Genomic DNA, 24,381 nt, shown 5'->3' with positions numbered 1-24,381 from the left:
TCAAATAGGCCCGTCGCGCACGACACGCAACGGGCCTACGGACCTGATTTTGGAGTGAGTGGGGGCCGGTCCGTAAAATCAAAGTGCCACGTGTCGAAAGCTAGTTATCTCACGAAATAATCAGGATAATTTAGTCTAACAACACATTGAAATACCAATAGGTTACAGCCAAGAAGTGCGATCCGTAAAGCCCCTTGTGGCCGTTTTTTGGAATTAAGCTGGAATTAGGTAGACAAACAAATTCTGGCGGGACCCCTATCTCAATGCGCTAAATATGGCATGTTAGTGTGCGTGTGCTGAAATCCGCCGAAAAGTGCGAAGGGTCTACGTCGCAAACTAGCGTCACTAAACCCACAGATGTGCGGACCCATCCCAAGAAATGAGACGACACCGTCCAGCACAGCTTCACGGGTGTTCAGCTAGTCTTCGTACCACCAGACCTGCGGCATATATTCAGGGCCATCGCCATAGATTGGCAAGGTCTGAGGCTGCTTCAGTTCCTTCACATGGGCGATGCGGCCGATATCGAAGTTCCAGATGGGTATGACATAGCGACCTGCTGTCAGAACCCGATCCAAAGCGCGGGTTGCGGCCACGAAATCTTCATGGGTTTCTGACGCCAACATCGTGTCGATCAGCCCGTCCACCGCAGGCGAGGCAACACCCATCAGATTTCGGGTACCCTGCGTGTCGGCATCCTGTCTCCCCCAATACAGCCGCTGTTCGTTACCCGGAGACAGCGAAAGCGCCCGTCGAAAGAACGTCATGTCAAAGTCCAGTTCGGCAGTCCGACCTGCGAATTGCGCGCTGTCCACCTGCTCGACACTGATGGTGATGCCCAGACGCTCAAGCGCGCGCGTGTAGATTTCGATAGCCGTCTGACTTTCGGTGTCGCCCTGTTGCAGCAATACGCTGATGGTAAAGTCTTGACCGGCCTCGTTGCGCAGCACGCCATCCTGAATGGTCCAGCCTGCCTCGGACAGCAGTTTGTTTGCTTCGCGGATATTGGTTCGGTTGCGGGCAGACCCATCGCTAACGGGCAGGGCATAGCCTTCGATCGCGCCGGGGGGTAGGTCGCCGGCATAGGGTTCCAACAACTCGGCCACACGACCCGTTGCTGGACCGGGTTGCATACCCAGATCGGACCCTGAGAAATACGATGTGATCCGGGGCTGCACGCCACCTGTAATCGTGTCGTTGATAAATTCGAAGTTAAAGGCCAGCAACATGGCCTCACGCACACGCCAGTCATCAAACGGAGCCTTGCGCGTGTTCATGACGAAGCCGGTCATGCCCGAAGGTTTACCATGCGGGATCTCGGTTTTGACGATATCGCCACGTTGCACGGCCGGAAAGTTGTACTGAGTTTGCCATTTGTCGGCGTTAAACTCACGTACCGCTGTCAGTTCGCCTGCTTTAAAAGCCTCAAACAGAACCGTGCCGTCGCCGTAGAACTCGATGCGCATCTCATCAAGGTTCATGGTGCCGCGGCGAAACGGGACATCTGCACCCCAGTATTCCGGGTTGCGGTGCAGCGTCACGTAACGACCAGCCTCATACCCATCAACCACATACGGACCCGAACCGATGGGAATGTCGTGCAAAGACGCGTTGGCGAAATCTTTCCCCTCCCACTGCGCTTTTTGCAGGATGGGGCGCAGTCCAGCAATCAGCGCAAGTTCGCGATCAGGTTCATTGAACGTGATGCGCACCGCGCGAGGGCCTGTTTGTTCAATCTTGTCGATCTTGCCCCAGAGTCCGCGATACCGCAGGTGTCCTTCTGTACCCAATACCTCATACGACCAGATGACATCATCCACGGTCACTGGACTGCCATCCGAGAACCGGGCGTTTTCACGCAGGGTAAATTCGACCCAGGACCTGTCGGGCGCAGTCTCAACTGATTCGGCTAACAACCCGTAAAGAGTGAAAGGTTCGTCCCAGGATCGGCCCATAAGGCTCTCGTGGGTCCAAAATCGCAATTGCCAGGGCGAGGTGCCTTTTTGCACAAACGGGTTCAAACTGTTATAGCCGCCGGTGTTGCCGAAAACGACCTTACCGCCCTTCGGTGCATCCGGGTTTACGTAGGGCAGAGACACAAAATCCGGTGGTAGGGCAGGGTCCCCGTACATAGCTATGCCATGAGCCGATTCTGCATGAGCGCACGTGGCGGCAAAAACGAAGGTGATTCCCGCAATCAAAGGGCGAACAGGGCTTAGAAAATTGGGGCTCATTTTGGAAACAATCCTGCTCTGGCCTTATTTTGTTGGCTTTCACCGTATCGATGATTTTTCTTATTTTCAAACTTTTAGCTTGGATGAATGCAAGGAATTGCGTATAAAGAACGCACTGCTCGATAGGTTTCTTGCCTGTATGAAACCTGCCTCAATAACTTAACGCCCGCCTTGCGCGGGCGTTTTTTTTGGCATTTTCCACGCCAGAAGCAGCACCCGGATGTTTCCCAGTTTTCTTTGCAGGTGCAGCATGGCAATGTGCGCCCAACGCGAAATCTGAGGGAGAGAGCTTATGAGCTTGTCGGGTAAAACAGCGATAGTCACAGGGTCGAATTCGGGTATCGGTCTGGGTGTCGCGCGCGAATTGGCAAAGGCCGGAGCCAACGTGGTGCTGAATTCGTTCACCGACCGGGATGAAGATCACGCGCTGGCTGCCGAGATTTCGCAAGAAACCGGAACCAAGGCGAGATACATCAAAGCCGATATGTCCAATGGCGATGAATGTCGCGCGCTGATCGAAAAGGCGGGCGCTTGCGACATTCTTGTGAATAACGCGGGCATTCAGCATGTTGCCCCGATTGATCAGTTCCCGGTCGAAAAATGGGACGCGATTATTGCGATCAACATGAACTCGGCCTTTCACACGATGGCGGCTGCGCTGCCGATGATGCGCAAGGCGGGCTGGGGACGGATCGTGAATATCGCGTCGGCGCACGGGTTGACGGCGTCACCGTTCAAAGCGGCTTATGTGGCGGCCAAGCACGGCGTGGTGGGCATGACCAAAACCGTGGCGTTGGAGACAGCTCAGGAACCGATCACCTGCAACGCGATTTGCCCGGGCTATGTACTGACGCCGCTGGTCGAGGCGCAGATTCCAGATACGATGAAGGAATACAATATGAGCCGCGAGGATGTCATAAAGAACGTGATGCTTGAACGGCAGCCATCGAAGGCCTTTGCAACGGTTGAGCAAATGGGCGGGACAACGGTTTTCTTGTGTTCGGACGCGGCGGCACAGATAACGGGGACAACGATCTCGGTCGATGGCGGTTGGACGGCTTTGTAAGTCAGAGGATCGCGCCATGAAACGGATAAATTTGGCATTGCAGGGCGGGGGCGCGCATGGTGCGTTCACCTGGGGTGTTCTGGACCGTTTATTGGACGAAGAAGATATCGAGGTTGCGGCGATCACCGGAACCTCGGCCGGGGCGTTGAACGGTGCGGCTTTCAAGTCCGGCATGGTTCGGAATGGGCGCGACGGAGCGCGCGACAATCTGAATCAGCTTTGGGAGCGCATGGGCGCAGTGGGCGATATGCGCCTTGCCAATTGGATGCAAGCGATTGAACCTGCCCAAATCGCGCATGCGATGGAGTATTCCCTGCCGTTTTCGGTGGGCGACGCATGGTCTCGGATTGTGTCGCCCTACGCCTATGGTCCGTTCTACCGCAATCCGCTGGAACCGGTGGTGGATCAGTTCAACTTTGCAGAAATCTGTGCTGATCAAGGCCCGCGCCTGTTTGTCTGCGCCACCTGCGTGCGCAGCGGTAAAATCCGGGTGTTCACGGGTGATGAAGTCTCGACAGATGCAATTCTGGCCTCGGCCTGCTTGCCGAACCTGTTTCAGGCAGTCGAAATCTACGATCCGAAATCCGGCCGGAAAGAGGCCTATTGGGATGGTGGTTACACCGGGAATCCTGCGCTTTATCCTTTGTTTAACAATGATCTACCAAATGATGTGGTGATCGTTAATATCAACCCGCTGGAACGGGATGAGGTGCCAAAAACGCCTCAGAAGATCCAGAACCGCATCAACGAGATCAGCTTTAACTCATCCTTGTTTCGTGAGTTGCGCGCGATCAGTTTTGTTCAGCGGTTGTTGGCTGAGGGCAAGTTGAATGCGGGTGAGATGAGCCGCGTTCTGGTCCATATGATCGCCGATGATGCATTGATGAATTCACTGTCAGTGGCCACAAAAACCGTTCCAAACCCGGTGGTTCTGCACAAGCTGAAAGAGGCCGGGCGCGCGGCGACGCATCGGTTTATTAGCGACCACAAGTCAAAGCTGGGTGAAGCCAGCACCGTTAATCTGCCCGAGATGTTCGGCTGATTACTCAGGAGGTTGCTTCGGTTCTTTTCCGTTGGGATAGACCAGCCCCGCCGAAATCACCAGTTTTGCCGCGTCCTCGATGGTCATATCCAGCAGAATGACGTCTTCGACCGGAAAAAACAAAAGGAACCCCGAGGTTGGGTTCGGCGTGGTTGGGATGAACACGCTCAGTAGTTCACCACCGGTTTCTGCGCGTTTCGAAACCTCACCTTTCGCGCTGGTCGAGACAAAGCCAATAGCCCAGATACCGCGACGCGGATATTGCACGAGACAAGCTTTTTCAAACGACCGCTCTGTTTGCGCAAAAACCGTTTCCGAGATCTGCTTGATCCCGGAATAGATTGAACGGACGACCGGCATCCGGTCCACCAAGCTTTCGGTGAACGAGATAAAGGACCGGCCCAAAATACCCTTTGCAATCCAGCCAACCAGAACGGTGAAGACCAGAAAGATGATAACGCCGACGCCACGCAGGTTTATGCCCACATACTGCTCGGGTTGGAATTGCTGCGGGATCAGCGGCAGAACCGCGCTGTCGATCCAGCCTACCACAGACCAGATCAACCAAACCGTCAGCCATACAGGGGCAATGACGACGATGCCCGTCAGAAAGGACGCGCGCAACCGGGCAAACAGGCCCGGGCGGCGATGGGGTTCTTCGTCAAACGGAGTGTTCATTGCGATCCTGAGTGGTTTGCCGATTTAATTAAGCAGTCCGGGGTCTTGGTACAATAGAAAGAATTCAGGCAGTTTTCGTCAGGGCAATTGCGATTCTGGCTGCAAGCCGGGCATTATTGCGCACCAATGCGATGTTCGCCGTCAGCGAACGGCCCTCGGTCCGTTCATAAATCCGTTGCAGCAAGTAGGGCGTGACGCCTTTTCCTGTGATCCGGTGTGCGTCGGCATCAGCTTGGGCCGAGGCAATGATCGGGGCCAGTTCTTCGGCCGGAATTTGGTCGGCGTCCGGGATCGGGTTTGCGACCAGTTGGCCGCCCGGCAGACCAAGCGCGCGCCGCGTGGCGTGGGCCCTGGCGATGTCATCTGCGTTGTCCATTCGCAACGGTGCCGCGTACGGCGATTTGGCAGACCAAAAGGCTGGGAATTCGTCCTGACCATGAGCGATGACAGGAACGCCCAGCGTTTCCAAAACCTCAAGCGTCTTAGCTAGGTCGAGGATTGCTTTGGCACCCGCCGCGACGACCGTGACCGGGGTTTGAGCCAGTTCGTGAAGGTCTGCCGAGATGTCGAACGTTGTTTCGGCCCCCTGGTGCACGCCTCCGATACCACCTGTGCCGAAAACTTCGATCCCAGCATAGTGTGCCGCGATCATCGTCGCAGCGACGGTGGTCGCACCTGTTCCGCCGGTCGCAATACAGGCGGCCATGTCCGCACGGGATATCTTGGCGACACCTTGTGCCTGACCGAGTGATTTCAACTCATCCGCTTCCAAGCCGACATGAAGCTTGCCTTTGAGTACGGCGATCGTGGCTGGCACGGCACCGGCGTCACGGATGTCTTGCTCAACCTGCGCCGCCACTTCGATGTTCTGCGGGTAGGGCATTCCATGTGTGATGATGGTGCTTTCAAGCGCAACGATGGGTTGCCCCGCGTCTTTTGCGGCGCGGACCGCGGCGGAATATTGGATGTCGATCACAGTGGGGTTTCTCCGGAAACATAAGTTGCGGCGGCGTGTAGGGCTCGGTTCAGCGCCTCATTGCTTGTGGCGCCTTCAGCCTCGGATGCGATATGCGCCGCCATGAAAGTATCTCCTGCGCCGGTCACGCGCGTGACCAGAACAGACGGGGGAGTTTGGGTCAGAAGTTCATCAGCACTGCCGACAGTGGCCGAGTTGCCGCCATCCGTGACCAGAACCCTCAGCGCGCCACGGTCCAACAACCCTTTGGCCGCGCTTTCAGAATCGGTGAATTCGCGCTGGCACAGGATACCGGCCTCTTCCAGGTTGACGTATAACGTCGCGCGAGAGTGTTGAAGGAAGGGGAGCAGTCTTTCCGCCTTACCGGGTGAGGCCGGGGCAACGCGCAGATCAGCTTGTTTAAAGGCGGGGCTCTGCGCGATTTCTTCCAGCAAGGTTAACGTTAGGTTGCCGTCGAGGGCGATAAGGCCTTGGAAAGGTTCGTTGGTTCGACCAAGCGACCCATCCATCAGCGGGCTCAATATCTTGGCTCCGGCGGCTTCCAACGAATGCGCGTCGGCAATTGCGGCGATTAACCCGTTTGCGCCCTCGACAGCCATATAGCGGTCGGTCGGCAAATCCTGCGACCGGTAAACGTGATCCGTCACCATGCCCAATCGGGCGCAGGCGTTGACCAGTTCGTCGCCCTCGGGGTCACGGCCAATGGCTGTCAGCAGGGTTGGGGTCATTCCGAACCGGACCAGCGTCATGGCAATATTCATGGCCACACCACCGGGCAGGCGCGTGATCCGTCCCGGCACGTCCGAGCCTTGCCGCATCGCGCTGGCAGACCGCCCGATCACGTCCCAGAGGACCGAGCCGATGCACAGGATTTCACTGTTCTGAGTCATGTCGATCTCATGCCGCAGCCCTTGAATGGGCGCAAGAGTTAACGCTTACATCGCGTTGGTGAGGGTTTTCAGTGCGGCAAGCGGGTCATCCTGTGACCAGATCTCATCGCCGATGCCGAAAAAATCGGTGCAAGGGGCAAGCTCGCGGATAAGTTCGGGGGTCAAGCCGCCTTCGGCGACAACGGGGACTTCGATCATTTCGGACCACCATTGAAACAGGTCCAGCTCGGCGTTGGTGCCGTCACCAAGTGCCGAAGCGCCAACCGGGCCGAACGCAACATAGTCGGCACCGGCCTCACCAGCCGTCATGCCGTCATGGCTTGAGGCTCCGCAAAAGCTGCCGACGATGGCGTCTGAACCCAGTTCCTTGCGTGCGGCCCGGACCGAGCGTGCGGCATCGTCCAGGTGCACCCCGTCCAGACCCAACCTCTGCGCCAGCAGAACATGGTTCGAGATCACAAGCGCCACATCACGGGCATGCGCGACCTCGCGGCAGGCATCGGCGGCCCGGGCGATGGCGTCTTCGTCCCCGCCGGCCAGTGCCAGCCGGATGCAGGCGATCTCGGCCCCGTCCAGCACGCTGGCCAGTCGGTCTGGGAAGGTGCTCAGCTTGATGGTTGGTGGAGTGATCAGGTAAATCTGCGGCTGCTCGGGGGTGTCCATTGGCGCGTCCTTCGCTTTCAGTCTTTGGCGCGGTTTAGCGGATTGCGCCGGGGAAGCAAACTTTTATGCCGGTATATGGCGCAATTGGCGGCCCGGATGACTTGCCCTGCGCCAGCGCGCCGATTACAGCAGGCCAAGTTTTCGGAGACAGCCATGCCCAGCGATCAATCTCAGCCTTCCTTTGTGCTCGTGCGCCCTCAGATGGGGGAAAACATCGGTGCAGCCGCGCGGGCAATGTGGAATTTTGGGCTCGACCGGATGCGGATCGTTGGCCCGCGGGACGGATGGCCGAACCCAAAGGCCGTAGCGATGTCCAGCGGCGCTGGCCGGTTGTTGGACGAGGCACAGTTGTTTGATGATCTTGCAGGGGCGCTGACGGACAGCACTTTTGTTTTTGCCACCACGGCCCGGCAACGCGGATTGACCAAACCGGTCTACAGCCCCGAACGCGCAATGCAGATCGCGGCCCAGAAAGTGGCTGCCGGGGAAAAGGTCTCGGTTCTGTTCGGGCCAGAACGTGCAGGGCTAGAGAATGAGGATATCGCCAAGGCAAACGCCATAATCTCGGTGCCGGTAAACCCGGAATACGCGTCGCTTAACCTTGCCCAATGCGTGTTGCTGACGGCCTATGAGTGGATGCGTCAAACCGGGGATGTGGTGCATGAGGCCACCGATCTGGGTAAAGGCGATTGGGCGACCGGGATCGAGGTTGAAAAGCTGGTCGAACACTATGAGGATCGGCTGGACGAGGCGGGCTTTTTCTACCCGCCCGAAAAAGCCGAAGGCATGAAGACCAACCTGCGCAATCTATGGTCGCGGATGCGGATGACACGCGCGGATGTGCAGATGCTGCACGGGATCATGCGTCAGATGGTCCGCTGGAAGGACAGGGGCTGAGGCTGGACCTTCGCCCTTGATGGCCCTAGCTTGCGACGAAATCCAGGACATGAGGACAGCATGAGCGGTAAGCGCAGCATCTTCGAAGACGTCTCAGACACAGAAAAACAACAGGCCGTTCAACCGGGTATGCTTGACCGGGGGCGCGGAGGAGCACGCAAAGCGATCCGCGCGTGGCTGATGATCCTGTTCGCGCTGGTTGTGGTGATGATCGCGGTGGGCGGGCTGACCCGCCTGACCGATAGCGGGCTGTCGATCACTGAATGGCGTCCGATCACGGGGGCTGTTCCGCCGATGAATGAGGCGGATTGGCAATCTGAATTCGACAAATACAAACAGATCGACCAATGGCGCATCCAGAACCAGTGGATGGAGCTGGATGATTTCAAATTCATCTACTGGTGGGAATGGGGTCATCGCCAACTGGGCCGCGTCATTGGTCTGGTTTGGGCGCTTGGGTTCTTTGGGTTCCTGATTGCGCGCAAAATCCCCACGGGTTGGACCGGCAAGCTGCTGATCCCCGGAGCTCTTGGGGGGATTCAAGGCGCGGTTGGCTGGTGGATGGTTGCCTCGGGCGTGACGCAGGGCGAGGGGATGACTGCCGTTGCCAGCTATCGGCTTGCGACCCACCTGGGGCTGGCCTTTGTGATCCTCGGGTTTCTTGCGTGGTACATCTTTGAACTCGGGCGCGACGAACGCGATCTGATGCAGGCCAGACGCGCGAAGGAGGCCAAACTGTTCTCGCTGTCCACCGGACTGCTGCATTTCACCTTTTTGCAGATTCTCATCGGTGCGATGGTCGCTGGTATAGATGCCGGGCGGTCTTACACCGATTGGCCCCTTATCGGCGGTCAGATTCTGCCTCCTGACGCCACGATGCTTGAGCCGATGTGGCGCAACTTCTTTGAAAGTCCTGGTCTGGTGCAGTTCATTCATCGTTGCGCGGGTTACCTTCTTTTGATCTTCGGCATCATCGTCTGGCGGCGCGGCAGCAGCAGCGCGCACCCGCAAACGCGTTTTGCTTTCAATGCCGCGTTTGCCGCGCTGTCCCTTCAGGTCGTGGTTGGTATCGTGACAGTCGTCTACGCAGCCCCGTGGCAGATCGCCATCGTCCACCAGTTTCTGGCCGTTGTTGTTTGGACCCTCATCCTGCGGGCGCGTTTCCTGACCGCATACCCAATCGTGACCTCAATTCGCGGAGTTTAAAAAGATGAGCGCCTACGATGAGTTGATGGCCTTCCAGCGTGAAACCTCGGCCTTGGGGCAGATTGCCGGGCGGCTGGGTTGGGACCAGGAAACGGTGATGCCGCGTGGTGCGGCCCCTCAACGTGCTGACGAAATGGCCGCGATCGAGGCTGTTTTGCACGCGCGCCGATCTGACCCGCGCATTGCTGAATGGCTGGAGCAAGCCGACCCGCAAGATGACGTCGCCCGCGCCCAATTGCGCGACATCCGCCGAACCTATGAGCGGACGGTGAAAGTGCCCGCTGATCTGGCAAAAGCAATCGCGCGCGTGACCTCTGCCGCTCAGGGCACATGGGCGCAGGCACGCGCGGATGAAGACGTGGGTGCGTTTTTGCCCGTTCTGACAGAAGTTGTGGCGCTGAAACGCGAAGAAGGCGCGGCGTTGGCGCAAGGTGGCGACGTCTATGACGCGATGGTCGAAGACTATGAGCCCTATACAACCGGTGCGCAGATTTCCGAGATTTTCGACCAGATGCGTCCGCGATTGGTGGCCCTGCGCGCAGCGGTTCTTGAAAAACCCGCGCCGCAGGTTTTGGCGGGGAAATTTGACGAGCTGACCCAAATGCGCCTGTCGCAGAAACTGGCAACGACATTTGGTTATGACTTGAATACTGGCCGCTTGGATAAGGCCGTACATCCTTTCAGCTCTGGCAGCGGACTAGATGTGCGGATCACCACGCGCACCAGCGAGACCGACCCATTCAACTGTTTCTACTCGACCATTCACGAGGTCGGCCACGCCGCATATGAACAGGGCATTGACCCAGCCTATGCGCTCACGCCGTTGGGGCAGGGCGTGTCGATGGGCGTGCACGAGAGCCAAAGCCGGATTTACGAAAACCAACTTGGCCGCTCGCGGGCGTTCACGGGTTGGTTGTTTGGGCAGATGGTCGAAGCGTTCGGAAACTTTGGGATTGCAGACGCTGACGACTTTTACGCCGCAGCAAACGGCGTTCACAACGGTTACATCCGCACCGAGGCCGACGAGGTGCAGTATAACCTGCACATCATGCTACGGTTCGATCTTGAGCGCGCCCTGATGTCCGGAGATCTAATGGTCAATGATCTTGAGGCGGCATGGAACAACCGGTTCAAGGCGGATTTCGGCTATGCCGTCGATAAACCTTCGAACGGATGTTTGCAGGATGTGCACTGGTCAGTTGGGCTGTTTGGTTATTTTCCAACCTACGCGCTGGGTAATGTCTATGCCGGTTGCCTGCATCAGGCGCTGCGCGCGGCTGTGCCTGATCTGGATGCGCAACTGGCCGCTGGTGATACGTCTGGCGCAACCGGATGGCTTCGCGAGAATCTGCAACGCCACGGCGGGCTTTATTCACCGCGTGAAACCATTCAGCGCGCTTGCGGCAGGGACATTGGCCCCGAGCCGTTTCTAAGTTATCTTGAGGAAAAATTCGGAGCGCTTTACGGTTTGTAAGCTGTCGAACAGACGGGCACTGACTGCTCTGTCTAGGTTTTGAAGACTCGAGAAATCAACTCTTCACAAAGCGATACATAAGCTCGGGCTGCGGGGCTGCTACGCGCCGTCACCATAACCGGGGCGCGGTGCACCCCCATTTTTTCCACGTCGGACGCAAACGGAATCTGAGCCGTAAGAAACCGTTTGCCATATGCAGTTCTCATGTCCGCGATCGTGTCCTGATGCAGGTTCTTAGCTCGTTGGACCATCGAAAAGAAGCAGTGGAGCTTTTTTGTCGGCAGGTTCTTTTTTCGGAACACTCTTACCAACTGCTCTAACGTACGCTGAGACAGAGTTGTGGGGATGACCGGTACAACAACTGCGTTGGCCGTTTCAAAGATGTGGCTGGACAAAAGCGACAGGTTCGGCGGGCAATCCAGCACGACAACCTCATAGTCTTTTTCAACCCCCGACAAAGCCCGGCCCAAATGGGACTGCCCCGCGCGCATCTGTGAAAGCAGAATGTCGAATTCACGATAGCTTGGGTTTGAAGGCAGGATGTCGAGGTTTTCGAAGTCGCTCTCTCTTATTGCCTTCCGCACCTGTTTGGCATCGTCAAAGAACCGTGCTTCGGTCAGTTTTTTGGACGGTTTAAGGCGAAAGTAGTACCCCGACGCGCCCTGAGGGTCGAGGTCGCACAACAACGTGCGTACACCTGCCGTTGAAAGGGAATACGCAAGGTTGACTGCAGTTGCCGTCTTACCCACTCCGCCCTTGTTGGAATAGCAGGCAATAACCTTCATTTTGGATCGCACCTCACACACACCATCAGATAATCACAAACCGATGTGACAGCGAGTTTCAGTGCGCAACGTGCACCAAGTCAATGTATGGAGTGAAATATTGCGTATATAGACGGGCGTATAGCGCGAATTATGACCTTACGGGAAACGGAAGACCCCAAAACAGGTGCTTTGGGGCCTTGAGTTTATTCGTCGGCTTCTTCCTCGCCCTGATCGGCGATCCAGGCGACACTGACGACTTCTTCGCCTTTGCCTGTGTTGAACACCTTGACGCCGCCCGCGCTGCGGGAACGGAATGAGATACCGTCGACCGGCACCCGGATTGATTGGCCTTTTGAGGTGGCAAGCATGATTTGATCGTCGATTTCCACCGGGAATGACGCAACGAGTTCACCGCCGCGCATGGCTTTGTCCATCGCGGCCACGCCCATGCCGCCACGCCCGCGAACGGGGTAATCGTGGCTGGAGCTGAGCTTACCTGCGCCACCCGCAGTTATCGTCAGGATCAGGTTTTCTGCAGCAGACATTTCGGCATAACGTTCTTGCGTGATGGTGCCTGGTGCCGCTTCATCCTCATCGGTTTCGCCATCGTCGGCAATACCCGCCACAGCGCGGCGCATCTTGAGGTAGGCTGCCCGTTCGTCCGGTCCCGCTTCAAAGTGGCGGATCACCGACATCGACACAACGCGGTCACCATTTGTCAGCTTGATCCCGCGAACACCTGTCGACTCACGTGAGTTGAAGACGCGCACATCCGTTGTTCTGAACCGGATCGCACGGCCCGAATTGGTGACCAGCATCACATCTTCATCTTCCGAGCAGATGCGTGCGTTAACCAGTTCCACACCTTCCGGCAGTTTCATCGCGATCTTGCCGTTGCGTCGGACATTGGTAAAATCCGACAGGCGGTTGCGGCGCACGTCACCGGCGCTGGTGGCGAACACGATCTGAAGGTTTTCCCATTCTTCGTCCGGCACATCGACGGGCATAATCGCCGCGATCGACACTCCGGTCGGGATCGGCAGAATGTTCACGATGGCCTTGCCCTTACCCGTCCGGCTGGACTGTGGAAGACGCCAGGTCTTGAGCTTGTAGACCATCCCTTCGGTCGTGAAAAACAGCAGTTGCGTATGGGTGTTTGCAACAAAGAGGGTGGTGACAACATCCTCTTCCTTGGTCTGCATTCCAGACAGGCCCTTGCCGCCACGTTTTTGCGCGCGGAAATCGGCCAGCGGCGTCCGCTTGATATAACCGCCGGACGTGACGGTCACGACCATGTCTTCCCGCTCGATCAGGTCCTCGTCTTCCATATCGCCTGACCAGTCGACGATCTCGGTGCGGCGCGGCACAGCAAACTGCTCGCGCACGCTGCGCAGCTCATCCCCGATGATCGACATGATGCGTTCACGCGACGACAGAATATCAAGGTATTCCTTGATCTTGGCCGCCAGGTCTTCCAGCTCGTCCGTGACCTCTTTGACACCAATCTGGGTCAAGCGCTGGAGACGCAGGTCAAGGATGGCGCGGGCCTGAACCTCGGTCAGGTTATAAGTGCCATCGTCGTTCATCTTGGACAGAGGATCGTCGATCAGGCGCAGATAGCCTTCGATCTCGGCGGCAGGCCAGCGACGGGTCATCAGCTTTTCACGCGCCTCGGCAGCGTCTGCAGACGAACGGATCGTAGCAACCACTTCGTCCACGTTCGAGACCGCCACGGCCAGACCACACAGGATATGGCTGCGTTCGCGCGCCTTGCGTAGATCGTATGCGGTGCGGCGTGCCACCACATCTTCGCGGAAGTCGATGAACGAGGTCAGGAACCGGCGGAGGGTCAGCTGTTCTGGCCGGCCACCATTCAGCGCCAGCATGTTGCAGCCGAAGGACGTCTGCATAGGCGAGAAACGATAAAGCTGGTTCAGCACCACCTCGGGTGTTGCGTCGCGTTTTAGCTCAACCACCACGCGGACACCGTTGCGGTCGGATTCGTCCTGAACATGAGACACGCCTTCGATACGTTTTTCGCGCACCGCCTCAGCGATCTTTTCGATCATCGCTGCTTTGTTCACCTGGTACGGGATTTCGTCCACTACAATCGCGTAGCGGTCCCTGCGGATCTCTTCCACACGGGTCTTGGCCCGGATGATGACGCTACCGCGACCTTCCAGATAAGCCTTGCGCGCGCCGGACCGGCCGAGCATCACACCGCCGGTCGGAAAGTCAGGGCCGGGGACGTATTCGATCAGTTGCTCTGACGTCAGGTCCGGGTCGTCGATGAGAGCCAAAGTGGCGTCGACCACTTCGCCCAGATTATGCGGCGGGATATTCGTAGCCATGCCCACGGCAATACCGCCAGCCCCATTGACCAGCATGTTTGGGAAGCGCGCCGGCAGAACAGTAGGTTCCCGGTCTTTGCCGTCATAGTTGTCCTGGAAATCGACCGTCTCTTTTTCGATATCTGCCAGCAGGGCGGCGGCAGGCTTATCCATCCGCACTTCGGTGTATCGCATGGCGGCGGGGTTATCGCCGTCCATCGAACCAAAGTTGCCCTGACCATCCAGCAGAGGCAGCGACATCGAGAAATCCTGCGCCATCCGCACCAGAGCGTCATAGATCGCACTGTCGCCGTGGGGGTGGTACTTACCCATCACATCGCCAACGGGTCGGGCGGATTTGCGGTATGCTTTGTCGTGTGTATTTCCCGTCTCGTGCATGGCGTAGAGAATGCGCCGGTGCACGGGCTTGAGCCCATCGCGCAGATCAGGGATCGCGCGCGAGACGATAACCGACATGGCGTAATCCAGATAGGACGTGCGCATCTCGGATTCGATGGATACCGTCGGGCCATCGTAGACGGGCCGCTCGGGTGGGGTTTCATCCATGTTTTCTGGGGTTTCTGGCGTATCGCTCACGTAAACTGCCCGTTCTTTGTGCAGGGTCTATATCTTGTGGATGCACCTTATCAGACCCGGCACATAAGGTGCAAGCAAGCATCCTTTTTGTGTGCGAAAAACCCCGTAACACCAGAGTAACATATTGTTATCCAAGGATTAGGATGTTTCTGTGGTAGTCTTAACGGGCCTTGCACGAAAATTGGAGGTCTGCATGAAGCAAAGCGAAACCGAATTGATGCTTAAGGGATACGGGCTGACGACGGCGGAATTCTTCTACCATATGCCCGACTACATCCACGTTTTGAACACGTTTATCTGGCAGGAGTACGATCTGGCGCCGGACCATCCGAAATTGTTTGATTTCATTGATTTCTGGCAGCGTGAAATTGAAGGCCCGCTGCACTCGGTCCGGTTCACGCACCGCAAGATGATCGCGCCAGGCGAATGGCGCAACATGGTCGGTGAATTTAGATTGAACTAGGTATCCGACCGGTAATTTTGGCCGGTGGGAATTGAGATGCTGTTAAAATTTGTTTTTGGGTTAAAGTGGCGACCTGATAAGTGGTCACGTGAGGCGTCGCTTTATGCTCCGATATCTTTTCCTAGCCGCTGGCCTTTTCATCACCGGGCCTGTTTATGCCCAAGGCGTTCTGGATAAAATCAAAAAGGGTGCCGAGGGCACGGCTGACGCGATCGGGCGTGGGGCCGAGGCTGTAGGAGAAACGCTTGAAAAAGGCGCCAACGCAGTTGATGAAACGGTCAGTTCCACTGCCGATCTGGTGACGAACGAAGCCACGCCGGAAGAAACCCGCGTCAAGTTGGACCTTATGGCCGACGAGGTCCTGTTTCAATTGTTGGCTGAAAATCCCGAGGCCGACAGCCTGTTTGCCATCAGCGCCGGATATGCAGTTTTCGACTCGCGCAAAGTGACGGTTTTTCCGGTCTCTGCCGGTTATGGGCGCGGGGTTGCCGTCTCGAACGAAACCGGGGAGCGCATCTATATGAACATGGGAACGGGCGGTGTTGGCGCAGCCATGGGTATTGGCGGGTTCGAAAGCAAGTTCGTGATCATGTTCGAAACGCAGGCCGACTTACAGAAATTCATTGAACACGGATATGACGCCACTGCCGGAACCGATGCGATGCATGGTGAGGACAGGACGAGTGAGACCGTACGCTATACCGACGGACGGTCATTTTTTGTGTTGGGCAAGAAAGGCTGGCGCGTATCAGCAACCGCGTCCGGCACGAAGTTTTGGAAATCGCCCGAGTTAAACTGATCAGCCCGAGCAGCTTGCCCCACCCAGAACGCAGAATTTGGCGCAATGCGGATGGTTGAGATGTACGTCGGCTTCCGACTCGGCCAAGGTATGTCCCATCTCGAACTCAGGCGCATAGGGAAGTAGCGTGCACGCCAGAACAGCAGGCCTGTCTGCACCTTTGCGCTTTACCACCATGCGGGCGCTGGCACACATGAGCGCATCAGGTGACTTGTTCAGAATACCCCAGCACGCAGTCGTGATTTCGGGAACTTCGACGGTTTCGTCCATTTCAGGGAACAGAACGGTCTCGCTTGGGTTCTGCGCATCAATATCAAAGTCGTTTTCAGCAAAAAAAGCAGCGTAGCCGCTGCGGCTATCTGTGTCACTCTCGCCCCACACGGTCCTGCCAGCAACGGCCATGTTGAACCCGTTGTCGCGCAGCCATTTCATCCCGGTCAGGGTTTTGGCAAAGCTGCCTTTGCCCCGTTCTTCGTCATGCAATTCAGGGCGGTAGTGGTCGACCGAAATCCGCAAAGTCAACTTGTCACCATAGTCACGTTGCAATTCAAGCAGGCCATCGCGCATCTTTCGGCGCATCATTGGCTGCATTGCGTTGGTCAGGATCAACACGTCGTAACCGCGTTCTAACGCCGCGCGGGTCATGTCGATCATTTCGGGGTTCATAAACGGCTCACCCCCAGTAAAGCCGATTTCGCGCACCGGCCAGTTGCGGGCTTTGATCTGCTCCAAGTAATCCCGCACCTCGTCCGCCGAGATATATACCAGTGCGTCATTGGTCGGACTGCTTTCGATATAGCAGTTGACGCATTGGATATTGCACAACGTGCCCGTATTGAACCAAAGCGTTTCTGGATTGCGCAGTGGAACGGACGCCCGCGCTTGCCCGTCAGCTGTTACTAATCTGTCCTGAAACTTGCCGATATTGGCAGCCTGAAGGGCGTTGTCTTTCATTCGAGTATCCGGTTCTTTGAAGGCTAGCAATCGACTTAGCGCTTTGGGGTAGGTTAGTTAAGGGCATCAGGCCGTATCTGACAGAGTTTTGAAGATCGGAAAAAAGTTCAGAAATGATTGCGCTAACATTAGACATGACGGCAGGGGTAAGGTAGGGAAAACACATGGTTTCTCGTGTCATACCTGTGGACCCGTTTGATTTGGTCATCTTTGGCGGTACCGGCGATCTTGCACAGCGCAAGATTCTTCCGGCACTGTTCCGGCGGTTTTGCGCGGGTCAATGGCCCGATGATGCACAGATTATCGGTGCGGCCCGGGCTGAGTATACCCCCGATGCGTTCCGCGAAGTCGTCGCAGAGTCGTTACGCAGCCATGCGCCATCACAATCGCGGAACGCCGACGCGCTGAATACCTTCCTTCAACGGGTCGACTATGTGCCGCTGGATGCGCTTTCGGACACTGCTTGGGGTAGGTTGGCGGCCAAGCTGACCGATGACCGGGTAAGGGCCTTTTACTTCTCGGTGGGGCCGCAACTGTTTGGCCAGTTGGCCGAGCGGATCAAGCATCATGATCTGGCTACGCCAAAAACACGGATCGTCGTCGAAAAGCCATTCGGTCACGACTTGGAAAGCGCGAGGGCGCTGAACGCGATTCTGGCCGAGCATTTTTCTGAAGGGCAAATCTACCGGATTGATCATTATCTAGGCAAGGAAACGGTTCAGAACCTGATGGCGGTTCGTTTTGGCAACATGCTGTTCGAACCGCTCTGGAATAGCCAGTATGTCGATCACATCCAGATCACGGTTGCTGAGTCCGTCGGTATTGATGGGCGCGAGGAGTATTATGATCGCGCGGGGGCCATGCGCGACATGATGCAGAACCACTTGATGCAGCTCCTCTGCTTGATCGCGATGGAGCCTCCGGCAAAATTCGATCCCGATGCAGTGCGCGATGAAAAGCTCAAGGTCATCCGCGCGCTTGATCCGGTTGAACCGCACCACATCGTACGCGGCCAGTTTGATGCGGGGCCGAGCGGGGCGGGCTATCGGGATACCGTAGGTAACCCGCGCTCGACCACGGAAAGCTATGTGGCCCTGCGCGCCCACGTCAGCAACTGGCGTTGGGCCGGGACACCATTCTACTTGCGCACAGGTAAGCGACTGATCGAACGGTCCTCGGTCATAAACGTGATGTTCAAAGACGCGCCGCATTCGATTTTTGGCGCTGATGCCGGGCGACATGCCAATGTGTTGTCCATCCGGTTGCAACCAAACGAGGGCATTACGTTGAAGGTGACGATCAAGGAGCCGGGCCCGGGCGGGATGCGTTTGGTCGATGTGCCTTTGGATATGAGTTTTGCCGAGGCACTGGGCTCGGAAAACCAAGACCCGCCAGACGCTTACGAGCGGCTGGTGATGGATGTGATCCGCGGCAACCAGACGCTGTTCATGCGCGGGGATGAGGTCGAGGCCGCATGGGCTTGGACCGACCCGATTATTGCAGGCTGGCAGGCGCGTGGGGACGTTCCCAAACCTTATGATAGTGGCAGTACAGGCCCGGGCGACGCCGAACTGCTGATGAAACGAGACGGTCGCCGCTGGCAAGGGATTAATCCATGAAACTACAAGAATACGCTGACCGGGACATGCTGGCCATCGACGTTGCGAACGTTCTGGCCGGCAATCTGGAATCCGCCTTGCTGAATCACGACCTGGTGTCACTGGCCGTTCCGGGTGGAACCACGCCCGGCCCGATTTTCGACGTTCTCTGTGCGGCGGACCTTGAATGGGATCGCGTGCAGGTTCTGCCAACAGACGAAAGATGTGTGCCGGGCGATCACGAACGCTCGAATGAGCGTCTGATCCGCGAGCGATTGCTGACCAACCGGGCCTCTGTGGCGCAGTACATTCCGCTCTATGTGCCGGGTAAGGACCCCGAGGATGTATTGCCTGAACTCGAAAGCCTGATCGCTCCACTTAGACCGTTGTCCGTGCTGGTTCTTGGGATGGGTGAAGACATGCACACCGCGTCCCTGTTCCCTGGAATGGCGGGGCTTGAGGCAGCGTTAGACAACAACGCGCCCCCTCTGGCCATCGCACGGACCGAAGTTCAGCCCGAAGCTCGTATTACCCTGACAGCGCCCGTGTTGGATGGTGCGTTATCGAAACACCTGATCATATTCGGTGCCGCGAAACGGGACGCGTTGGATCGCGCTATGTCCTTGCCGCCGGAAGAGGCTCCAATCGCCGCAGTTCTCAGCGGTATGACTGTTCACTGGGCGGAGTAGGCATTATGCAACTAGACACCCTCATCTCGCTGGCTTCTGCAAGCAAAGAGCGGACAATCCTTGATCTCTTCGCCAAAGACGTGAACCGGGCCGAGACGTTTTCAGCGACCACCGGTGATCTGCTGTTTGACTATTCCAAGACACAGATCGACGATAAAATTCGGGACGCGCTGATCGATCTGTGCGAAGCAGCCAACCTCGGTGAGCGGCGCGAAGCCATGTTCTCGGGCGCGAAGATCAATGAAACCGAAGGGCGCGCGGTTCTGCACACGGCATTGCGTAACCTGGACGGTGGACCAATTGAGGTCGATGGGCTTGATGTCATGCCAGACGTTTTGGACACGCTGCAAAGGATGCGCGTGTTCGCCGAAGAGGTGCGCGGTGGCGCAGTTTCCGGGGTAGGGGGCAGCTTTACCGACGTTGTGAATATCGGCATCGGCGGCTCGGACCTTGGCCCTGTGATGGCAACCCACGCGTTGGCCCCGTATCACGATGGCCCACGGGTGCATTATGTTTCAAACGTGGACGGGGCGCATATTGCCGATACGTTGCGGCAGCTTGATCCGAAGCGGACGCTGGTGATTGTAGCGTCCAAAACCTTTACCACGATCGAAACCATGACTAACGCCCGAACGGCGCGCGCCTGGATGGAAGACGGCGGAGGTGATCCGGGCATGCAGTTCGCTGCCGTGTCCAGTGCCGTGGACAAGACCAAAGCCTTTGGTATCCCAGACGAGCGTGTATTCGGCTTTGCCGATTGGGTTGGTGGACGATACTCGGTCTGGGGGCCGGTTGGATTGCCGGTGATGATCGCGGTTGGTTCGAACGCCTTCGATGCTTTCCTGCGTGGCGGGCAGGCGATGGATGTCCATTTCCGCGCCGCCGATTGGGCCGAGAACATGCCGGTCATGCTGGCTTTGGTCGGTATTTGGCACCGTCAGGTTCTGGGCCATGCCAGCCGCGCTGTCTTGCCGTACGATCAACGGTTGCTGCGGCTTCCGGCGTATTTTCAACAGCTTGAAATGGAGTCCAACGGCAAGTCTGTCGCGATGGACGGAATCTCATTGACCATTGCCTCTGGCCCCGTTGTTTGGGGGGAACCCGGCACCAACGGCCAGCACGCGTTTTATCAATTGATCCATCAGGGCACGGATGTGATCCCTTGTGAGTTCATGGTGGCCGCACAGGGACATGAACCGGAACTGACCCATCACCATCGCCTGCTATTGGCCAATTGTCTGGCGCAGTCCGAGGCTCTGATGCGGGGTCGCTCCTTGGACGAAGCGCGTCAGCGCATGGCGGAAAACGGGCTGACTGGCGCTGAGTTGGATCGGCAGGCCCGTCATCGTGTTTTCCCGGGGAACCGGCCGTCTTCAACCCTGATCTTCCCAAAGCTGACCCCATTCGTACTTGGTCAGATCATTGCCCTTTACGAACATCGCGTTTTTGTTGAAGGCGTCTTGCTTGGGATCAACTCGTTCGATCAGTGGGGTGTCGAACTGGGCAAAGAGCTTGCGACCTCGTTAGGTCCAATCGTCAATGGTGAAGAAACCGCTAGCGGCAAGGATGGATCGACCGCGGCTTTGGTCGCCTACGCACTACGCCACCGGGGCTAAGCTGTCGATGGTAACAAGATTGCGCATGGGGAAAGCCCAAATCTCTTATTGTCAGACAATTAAATGATTGGCAGGGTTCCAACTTAGAAAAAGCAAAACACCCGATGCGCGTCGGGAATAAAAAATGGAGAAGGCCCATGCTGGGACAGATGATGACGCAGCCCTTGCTGATCTCGTCACTGATTGACCACGCCGAACGCTACCATGGTCAGACCGAGATAATTTCAGTCGAAACCGATGGCACAGTGACTGATACCAGTTGGGCCCAGATTGCAGGAAACGCGCGGAAGCTGGCATCTGTACTGGCCGGGCTGGGGCTGGAACCGCAGGCGCGGGTCGGGACGCTGGCCTGGAACAACCGTCGGCATCTTGAGATTTACTACGGAACGTCCGGGGCTGGGTTCGTGTGCCACACGATCAATCCGCGGCTGTTCCCCGAGCAATTGAACTATATCATCAATCACGCGCAAGATCGGGTTCTGTTCTTTGACGCGACGTTTATCCCACTGGTTGCGTCCCTGCACGCGCATTTGCCGGATGTGCAGCATTTCGTTCTGATGGGGCCAAGGAACGAGGATGCGATCGCCCAGATTCCCGATGTGAAGTTCTATGACGACCTGATTGAGACCGGCAATTCAGGATACCAGTGGCCCAGCTTTGATGAGAACACAGCATCCAGCTTGTGCTACACCTCAGGTACGACCGGGCACCCGAAAGGTGTACTTTATTCGCACCGCTCAACAGTGCTGCACAGCTTTGGATCGAACACGCGCGACGTTGTTGGCTACTCGGCCATGGATGTGGTCATGCCGGTGGTTCCGATGTTTCATGTAAATGCTTGGGGGTCGCCCTACGCCTGTGCGATGTCGGGGTCGCGCATGGTTCTGCCGGGGCCGGATCTGCACGGTGAAGCACTGGTGAAGCTGATTGACAAGTTTGGCGTAACCTTGGCGCTGGGGGTGCCTACGATCTGGCAGGGATTGCTGGCCTATGCGGCACAATCCGGCAGCAAACTAGCCAGCCTTGAACGGACGGTGATCGGTGGCGCCGCATGCCCGCCTTCAATGATCGAAACCTTTCGTGAAGCCTATGGCGTCGACACTATTCACGCCTGGGGTATGAGCGAGATGAGCCCGTTGGGTACGGCAAATCACCCACTGGCCAAACACCGCCAACTGACGCCTGAACAACAACATAAAGTCAGGGAGAGTCAGGGGCGACCGTGCTATGGCGTCGAATTGAAGATCGTCGACGATGATGGGAATGATTTGCCACATGACGGCAAGACTCAGGGCGATCTTATGGTGCGCGGGCACTGGGTCTTGGACAGCTACTTCCAGATGCAGGATGAAGACTTGCTTCGGGATGGGTGGTTTGCAACGGGTGATGTCGCAACGCTTGACCCTGACGGGTACATGACAATCCGCGACAGGTCCAAGGACATCATCAAATCAGGCGGAGAGTGGATTAGCTCGGTCGAGTTAGAGAACATCGCAGTCGCGCACCCCCAACTCGCGACAGCGGCGGTTGTGGGCGTTCCCCACCCAAAATGGGACGAGCGCCCGCTATTGGTCGCCGTCAAAGCCGAGGGCGAGGATCCAACCGAAGAGGATGTGTTGTCGTTTTACGACGGTAAGATCGCCAAGTGGCAAGTGCCGGATAAAGTTGTGTTCGTGGACGCCCTGCCGCTGAATGCTACGGGAAAAGTTCTAAAGCGAAAACTTCGCACGGAATTCGAAAACGCCTTGGCGGACTGATCGGGGAAAGTTGAAAATGGCTCCGGCGGTAGGGATCGAACCTACGACCAATTGATTAACAGTCAACTGCTCTACCGCTGAGCTACGCCGGAACGGTTCGCGCCGTATAGCAATCCGTTTCTGCGCCGTCCAGAGGGCGCGAAAGATTTTTAGTCGAAAAACGCTAACGCGCTCAACTTAGTGCTGGTCGCGGATGCACTTGTGCACCGAATGGATGGGCCAACTAGCTTCGCAAGGTTAAGATGCTTATCTGTTTTGGTCGTCTGGCGCGGTTAAGTGTTTTGCCCATTCCTTGCTGAAATCTCCCAGAGGGCGGAGGTGCGTGTAAAGACGACAACCCAAATCCGTTGCCGCGTATCCGGCGTCTACCCGATGCACGAAACCTGCTGCCTGCAGTTCCTTGAGGCGTGTGTTCAAAGCCGCGGGTGAGATTGTTTCGCATTCCTCTTGCAGCTTTCTGAACGTGCATGGTCCGATTTCGCTCAGGGTCCAAATCACACCCATGGCCCAATGCCGTCCGATAAGATCGAACAACGCCATAATGGGCGCACCGCTTTTTGATCCCCGCACGGGCTGCCCTGGAACTGGTATCTTGGTCACTTGCTATACTTTCTATAGTGATTTATGTAGCTATGGATTTTATAGCAAACTGGGCTGGCGCTTCCAATGACTAAGACTGAAAACTACGAAATCCGCGATAAAAGGTTCGCACGCAGCATCAAGTTGGATGAGCCAATCGAACAAATCTGGACGGGCGGTAAGTGGACCGAGGGGCCTGTCTATTCCCCGGCGTTCCGTTCCCTTATCTGGAGCGATATTCCTAATGATCGAAGGCTTCGCTGGGATGAATTGACAGGGGCTGTTGCAGACATCCGCTCGGGCCTGGGATGCTATACCAACGGGTCCACGCTCGACCGCCAAGGACGTATCGTCGCGTGCGAGCATGGAACGCGAAGTGTTACTCGGATTGAGCATGATGGTTCTGTCACGACTTTGGCCAGCCATTTTGAGGGAAAGCGGTTTAACAGCCCGAATGACGTAGTTGTACGGTCTGACGATACGATCTGGTTCAGTGACCCGGCATATGGAATCGAGTCAGATTACGAAGGCTTTCAAGCCGAATCTGAGCTCGATGGTGAGCATGTTTATCGCTTGGACCCTGCAACCGGTGACATTACAAAGGTGACAACTGACTTTGCCTGCCCCAATGGCCTTGCCTTCTCGCTAGACGAAAAGACGCTCTATATCGCAGACAGCGGCGGTACACGCTATCCCAGCGGAGAACACCATATCCGGGCATTCTCCGTCGGCGCCGACGGAAGTCTTTCAGGCGGGGACGTATTTGCGGAATGCGAGGCAGGCGTCTTTGACGGGTTCCGGATCGATACCCAGGATCGCATCTGGACCAGCGCCAAAGATGGCGTTCATTGCTATCACCCCGATGGGACGCTGCTGGGTAAGATATTCATCCCAGAAGAGGTCTCAAACGTCTGTTTTGGTGGGCCGAAGCGCAACCGATTGTTCATTACCGCATCGACAAGCGTCTATTCCGTACTTCTGCCTACCACCGGAGCATTGCTGTTCTGATGCCCAGACCTTTCGCGGTGAGAGTCTGAGCCGGTTGCGCCGTTCGCTTCGGTCGAGCTGCAAGAAAGGGTCATCAACTGCAACGATGTGGACGTTGT

The 24,381-nt window shown here is 56.9% G+C and carries 21 protein-coding genes and 1 tRNA gene; 12 read left to right on the top strand and 10 right to left on the bottom strand.

Going from position 1 to position 24,381, the window contains the following annotated elements:
- Nucleotides 1-419: 419 nt before the first annotated feature.
- On the bottom strand, nt 420-2,234 hold the full coding sequence (locus tag LCM21_RS02175) for an extracellular solute-binding protein (protein WP_224889123.1): 1,815 nt from the start codon (nt 2,232-2,234) through the stop codon (nt 420-422).
- A 292-nt stretch (nt 2,235-2,526) separates the two neighbouring features.
- Here LCM21_RS02175 and LCM21_RS02170 point away from each other — a divergent pair, with 292 nt between their 5' ends.
- Entirely contained in the window at nt 2,527-3,300 is a 774-nt protein-coding gene (locus LCM21_RS02170) for a 3-hydroxybutyrate dehydrogenase (RefSeq protein WP_224889122.1), read from the top strand.
- A gap of 16 nt (nt 3,301-3,316) precedes the next feature.
- On the top strand, nt 3,317-4,342 hold the full coding sequence (locus LCM21_RS02165; RefSeq protein WP_224889121.1) for a patatin-like phospholipase family protein: 1,026 nt from the start codon (nt 3,317-3,319) through the stop codon (nt 4,340-4,342).
- Here LCM21_RS02165 and LCM21_RS02160 read toward each other — a convergent pair whose 3' ends face one another.
- The 4 genes from LCM21_RS02160 to LCM21_RS02145 form a co-directional block, all read right to left on the bottom strand.
- Nucleotides 4,343-5,020 (bottom strand): DUF502 domain-containing protein, encoded by a 678-nt coding sequence (locus tag LCM21_RS02160; RefSeq protein WP_224889120.1) that lies wholly within the window; start codon nt 5,018-5,020, stop codon nt 4,343-4,345.
- A gap of 64 nt (nt 5,021-5,084) precedes the next feature.
- Nucleotides 5,085-5,996, bottom strand: a complete 912-nt coding sequence (locus LCM21_RS02155) for a pseudouridine-5'-phosphate glycosidase (protein ID WP_224889119.1) — start codon at nt 5,994-5,996, stop codon at nt 5,085-5,087.
- Complete coding sequence (locus LCM21_RS02150; protein WP_224889118.1) at nt 5,993-6,886, bottom strand: PfkB family carbohydrate kinase; 894 nt, start codon at nt 6,884-6,886, stop codon at nt 5,993-5,995. The genes LCM21_RS02155 and LCM21_RS02150 overlap by 4 nt, the downstream gene beginning before the upstream one ends.
- Nucleotides 6,887-6,931: 45 nt before the next feature.
- The gene (locus LCM21_RS02145) at nt 6,932-7,549 is read right to left on the bottom strand and encodes a thiamine phosphate synthase (RefSeq protein ID WP_224889117.1); all 618 of its coding nucleotides are present in this window, start codon (nt 7,547-7,549) and stop codon (nt 6,932-6,934) included.
- Nucleotides 7,550-7,702: 153 nt separating this feature from the next.
- Here LCM21_RS02145 and LCM21_RS02140 point away from each other — a divergent pair, with 153 nt between their 5' ends.
- Genes LCM21_RS02140 through LCM21_RS02130 form a run of 3 tightly spaced genes read left to right on the top strand, consistent with a single transcriptional unit; the run spans nt 7,703 to nt 11,126 of the window.
- Nucleotides 7,703-8,446 carry an RNA methyltransferase gene (locus LCM21_RS02140; RefSeq protein ID WP_224889116.1) on the top strand — a complete coding sequence of 248 codons (744 nt, stop codon included), beginning with the start codon at nt 7,703-7,705 and terminating at the stop codon, nt 8,444-8,446.
- A gap of 60 nt (nt 8,447-8,506) precedes the next feature.
- Nucleotides 8,507-9,652 (top strand): heme A synthase, encoded by a 1,146-nt coding sequence (ctaA, locus tag LCM21_RS02135; RefSeq protein ID WP_224889115.1) that lies wholly within the window; start codon nt 8,507-8,509, stop codon nt 9,650-9,652.
- Nucleotides 9,653-9,656: 4 nt separating this feature from the next.
- Nucleotides 9,657-11,126: a carboxypeptidase M32 gene (locus LCM21_RS02130; RefSeq protein ID WP_224889114.1), complete on the top strand. Its 1,470-nt coding sequence runs from the start codon at nt 9,657-9,659 to the stop codon at nt 11,124-11,126.
- Between the two features lie 32 nt (nt 11,127-11,158).
- Here LCM21_RS02130 and LCM21_RS02125 read toward each other — a convergent pair whose 3' ends face one another.
- Together LCM21_RS02125 and gyrA are read right to left on the bottom strand one after the other, a co-directional pair.
- Entirely contained in the window at nt 11,159-11,911 is a 753-nt protein-coding gene (locus tag LCM21_RS02125; RefSeq protein ID WP_224889113.1) for a ParA family protein, read from the bottom strand.
- A 185-nt stretch (nt 11,912-12,096) separates the two neighbouring features.
- Nucleotides 12,097-14,820 carry a DNA gyrase subunit A gene (gyrA, locus tag LCM21_RS02120; RefSeq protein ID WP_224889112.1) on the bottom strand — a complete coding sequence of 908 codons (2,724 nt, stop codon included), beginning with the start codon at nt 14,818-14,820 and terminating at the stop codon, nt 12,097-12,099.
- Nucleotides 14,821-15,013: 193 nt separating this feature from the next.
- Here gyrA and LCM21_RS02115 point away from each other — a divergent pair, with 193 nt between their 5' ends.
- Nucleotides 15,014-15,283, top strand: coding sequence for an usg protein (locus tag LCM21_RS02115; protein WP_068331526.1), 270 nt, complete (start codon nt 15,014-15,016; stop codon nt 15,281-15,283).
- Between the two features lie 103 nt (nt 15,284-15,386).
- Nucleotides 15,387-16,082, top strand: coding sequence for a lipid-binding SYLF domain-containing protein (locus tag LCM21_RS02110; RefSeq protein WP_224889111.1), 696 nt, complete (start codon nt 15,387-15,389; stop codon nt 16,080-16,082).
- On the opposite strand, the gene LCM21_RS02105 is transcribed toward LCM21_RS02110, so the two are convergent.
- A complete protein-coding gene (locus LCM21_RS02105; RefSeq protein WP_224889110.1) occupies nt 16,083-17,036 on the bottom strand; it encodes a radical SAM protein in 954 nt (317 codons plus the stop codon). It abuts the gene before it with no gap.
- 164 nt (nt 17,037-17,200) lie between these two features.
- Here LCM21_RS02105 and zwf point away from each other — a divergent pair, with 164 nt between their 5' ends.
- The 4 genes from zwf to LCM21_RS02085 all read left to right on the top strand — a co-directional run bounded on the left by zwf (nt 17,201) and on the right by LCM21_RS02085 (nt 22,696).
- Complete coding sequence (gene zwf / locus LCM21_RS02100) at nt 17,201-18,655, top strand: glucose-6-phosphate dehydrogenase (RefSeq protein ID WP_224889109.1); 1,455 nt, start codon at nt 17,201-17,203, stop codon at nt 18,653-18,655.
- A complete protein-coding gene (gene pgl, locus LCM21_RS02095) occupies nt 18,652-19,323 on the top strand; it encodes a 6-phosphogluconolactonase (RefSeq protein WP_224889108.1) in 672 nt (223 codons plus the stop codon). The genes zwf and pgl overlap by 4 nt, the downstream gene beginning before the upstream one ends.
- Nucleotides 19,324-19,328: 5 nt before the next feature.
- A complete protein-coding gene (pgi, locus tag LCM21_RS02090) occupies nt 19,329-20,939 on the top strand; it encodes a glucose-6-phosphate isomerase (RefSeq protein ID WP_224889107.1) in 1,611 nt (536 codons plus the stop codon).
- 137 nt (nt 20,940-21,076) lie between these two features.
- Nucleotides 21,077-22,696 carry a long-chain-fatty-acid--CoA ligase gene (locus LCM21_RS02085; RefSeq protein ID WP_224889106.1) on the top strand — a complete coding sequence of 540 codons (1,620 nt, stop codon included), beginning with the start codon at nt 21,077-21,079 and terminating at the stop codon, nt 22,694-22,696.
- Between the two features lie 17 nt (nt 22,697-22,713).
- Here LCM21_RS02085 and LCM21_RS02080 read toward each other — a convergent pair.
- Both LCM21_RS02080 and LCM21_RS02075 read right to left on the bottom strand, forming a co-directional pair.
- Nucleotides 22,714-22,788, bottom strand: a tRNA-Asn gene (locus LCM21_RS02080).
- Nucleotides 22,789-22,942: 154 nt separating this feature from the next.
- Complete coding sequence (locus LCM21_RS02075; RefSeq protein WP_224889105.1) at nt 22,943-23,236, bottom strand: winged helix-turn-helix transcriptional regulator; 294 nt, start codon at nt 23,234-23,236, stop codon at nt 22,943-22,945.
- Nucleotides 23,237-23,362: 126 nt separating this feature from the next.
- On the opposite strand from LCM21_RS02075, the gene LCM21_RS02070 reads away from it, so the two are divergent.
- Nucleotides 23,363-24,283 (top strand): SMP-30/gluconolactonase/LRE family protein, encoded by a 921-nt coding sequence (locus LCM21_RS02070; protein ID WP_224889104.1) that lies wholly within the window; start codon nt 23,363-23,365, stop codon nt 24,281-24,283.
- The last annotated feature ends 98 nt before the right edge of the window (nt 24,284-24,381 follow it).

This window comes from Ruegeria profundi (assembly GCF_020171505.1).
GTDB classification, from domain to species: domain Bacteria; phylum Pseudomonadota; class Alphaproteobacteria; order Rhodobacterales; family Rhodobacteraceae; genus Ruegeria; species Ruegeria profundi.
This window is presented reverse-complemented; position numbering and strand designations above follow the sequence as displayed.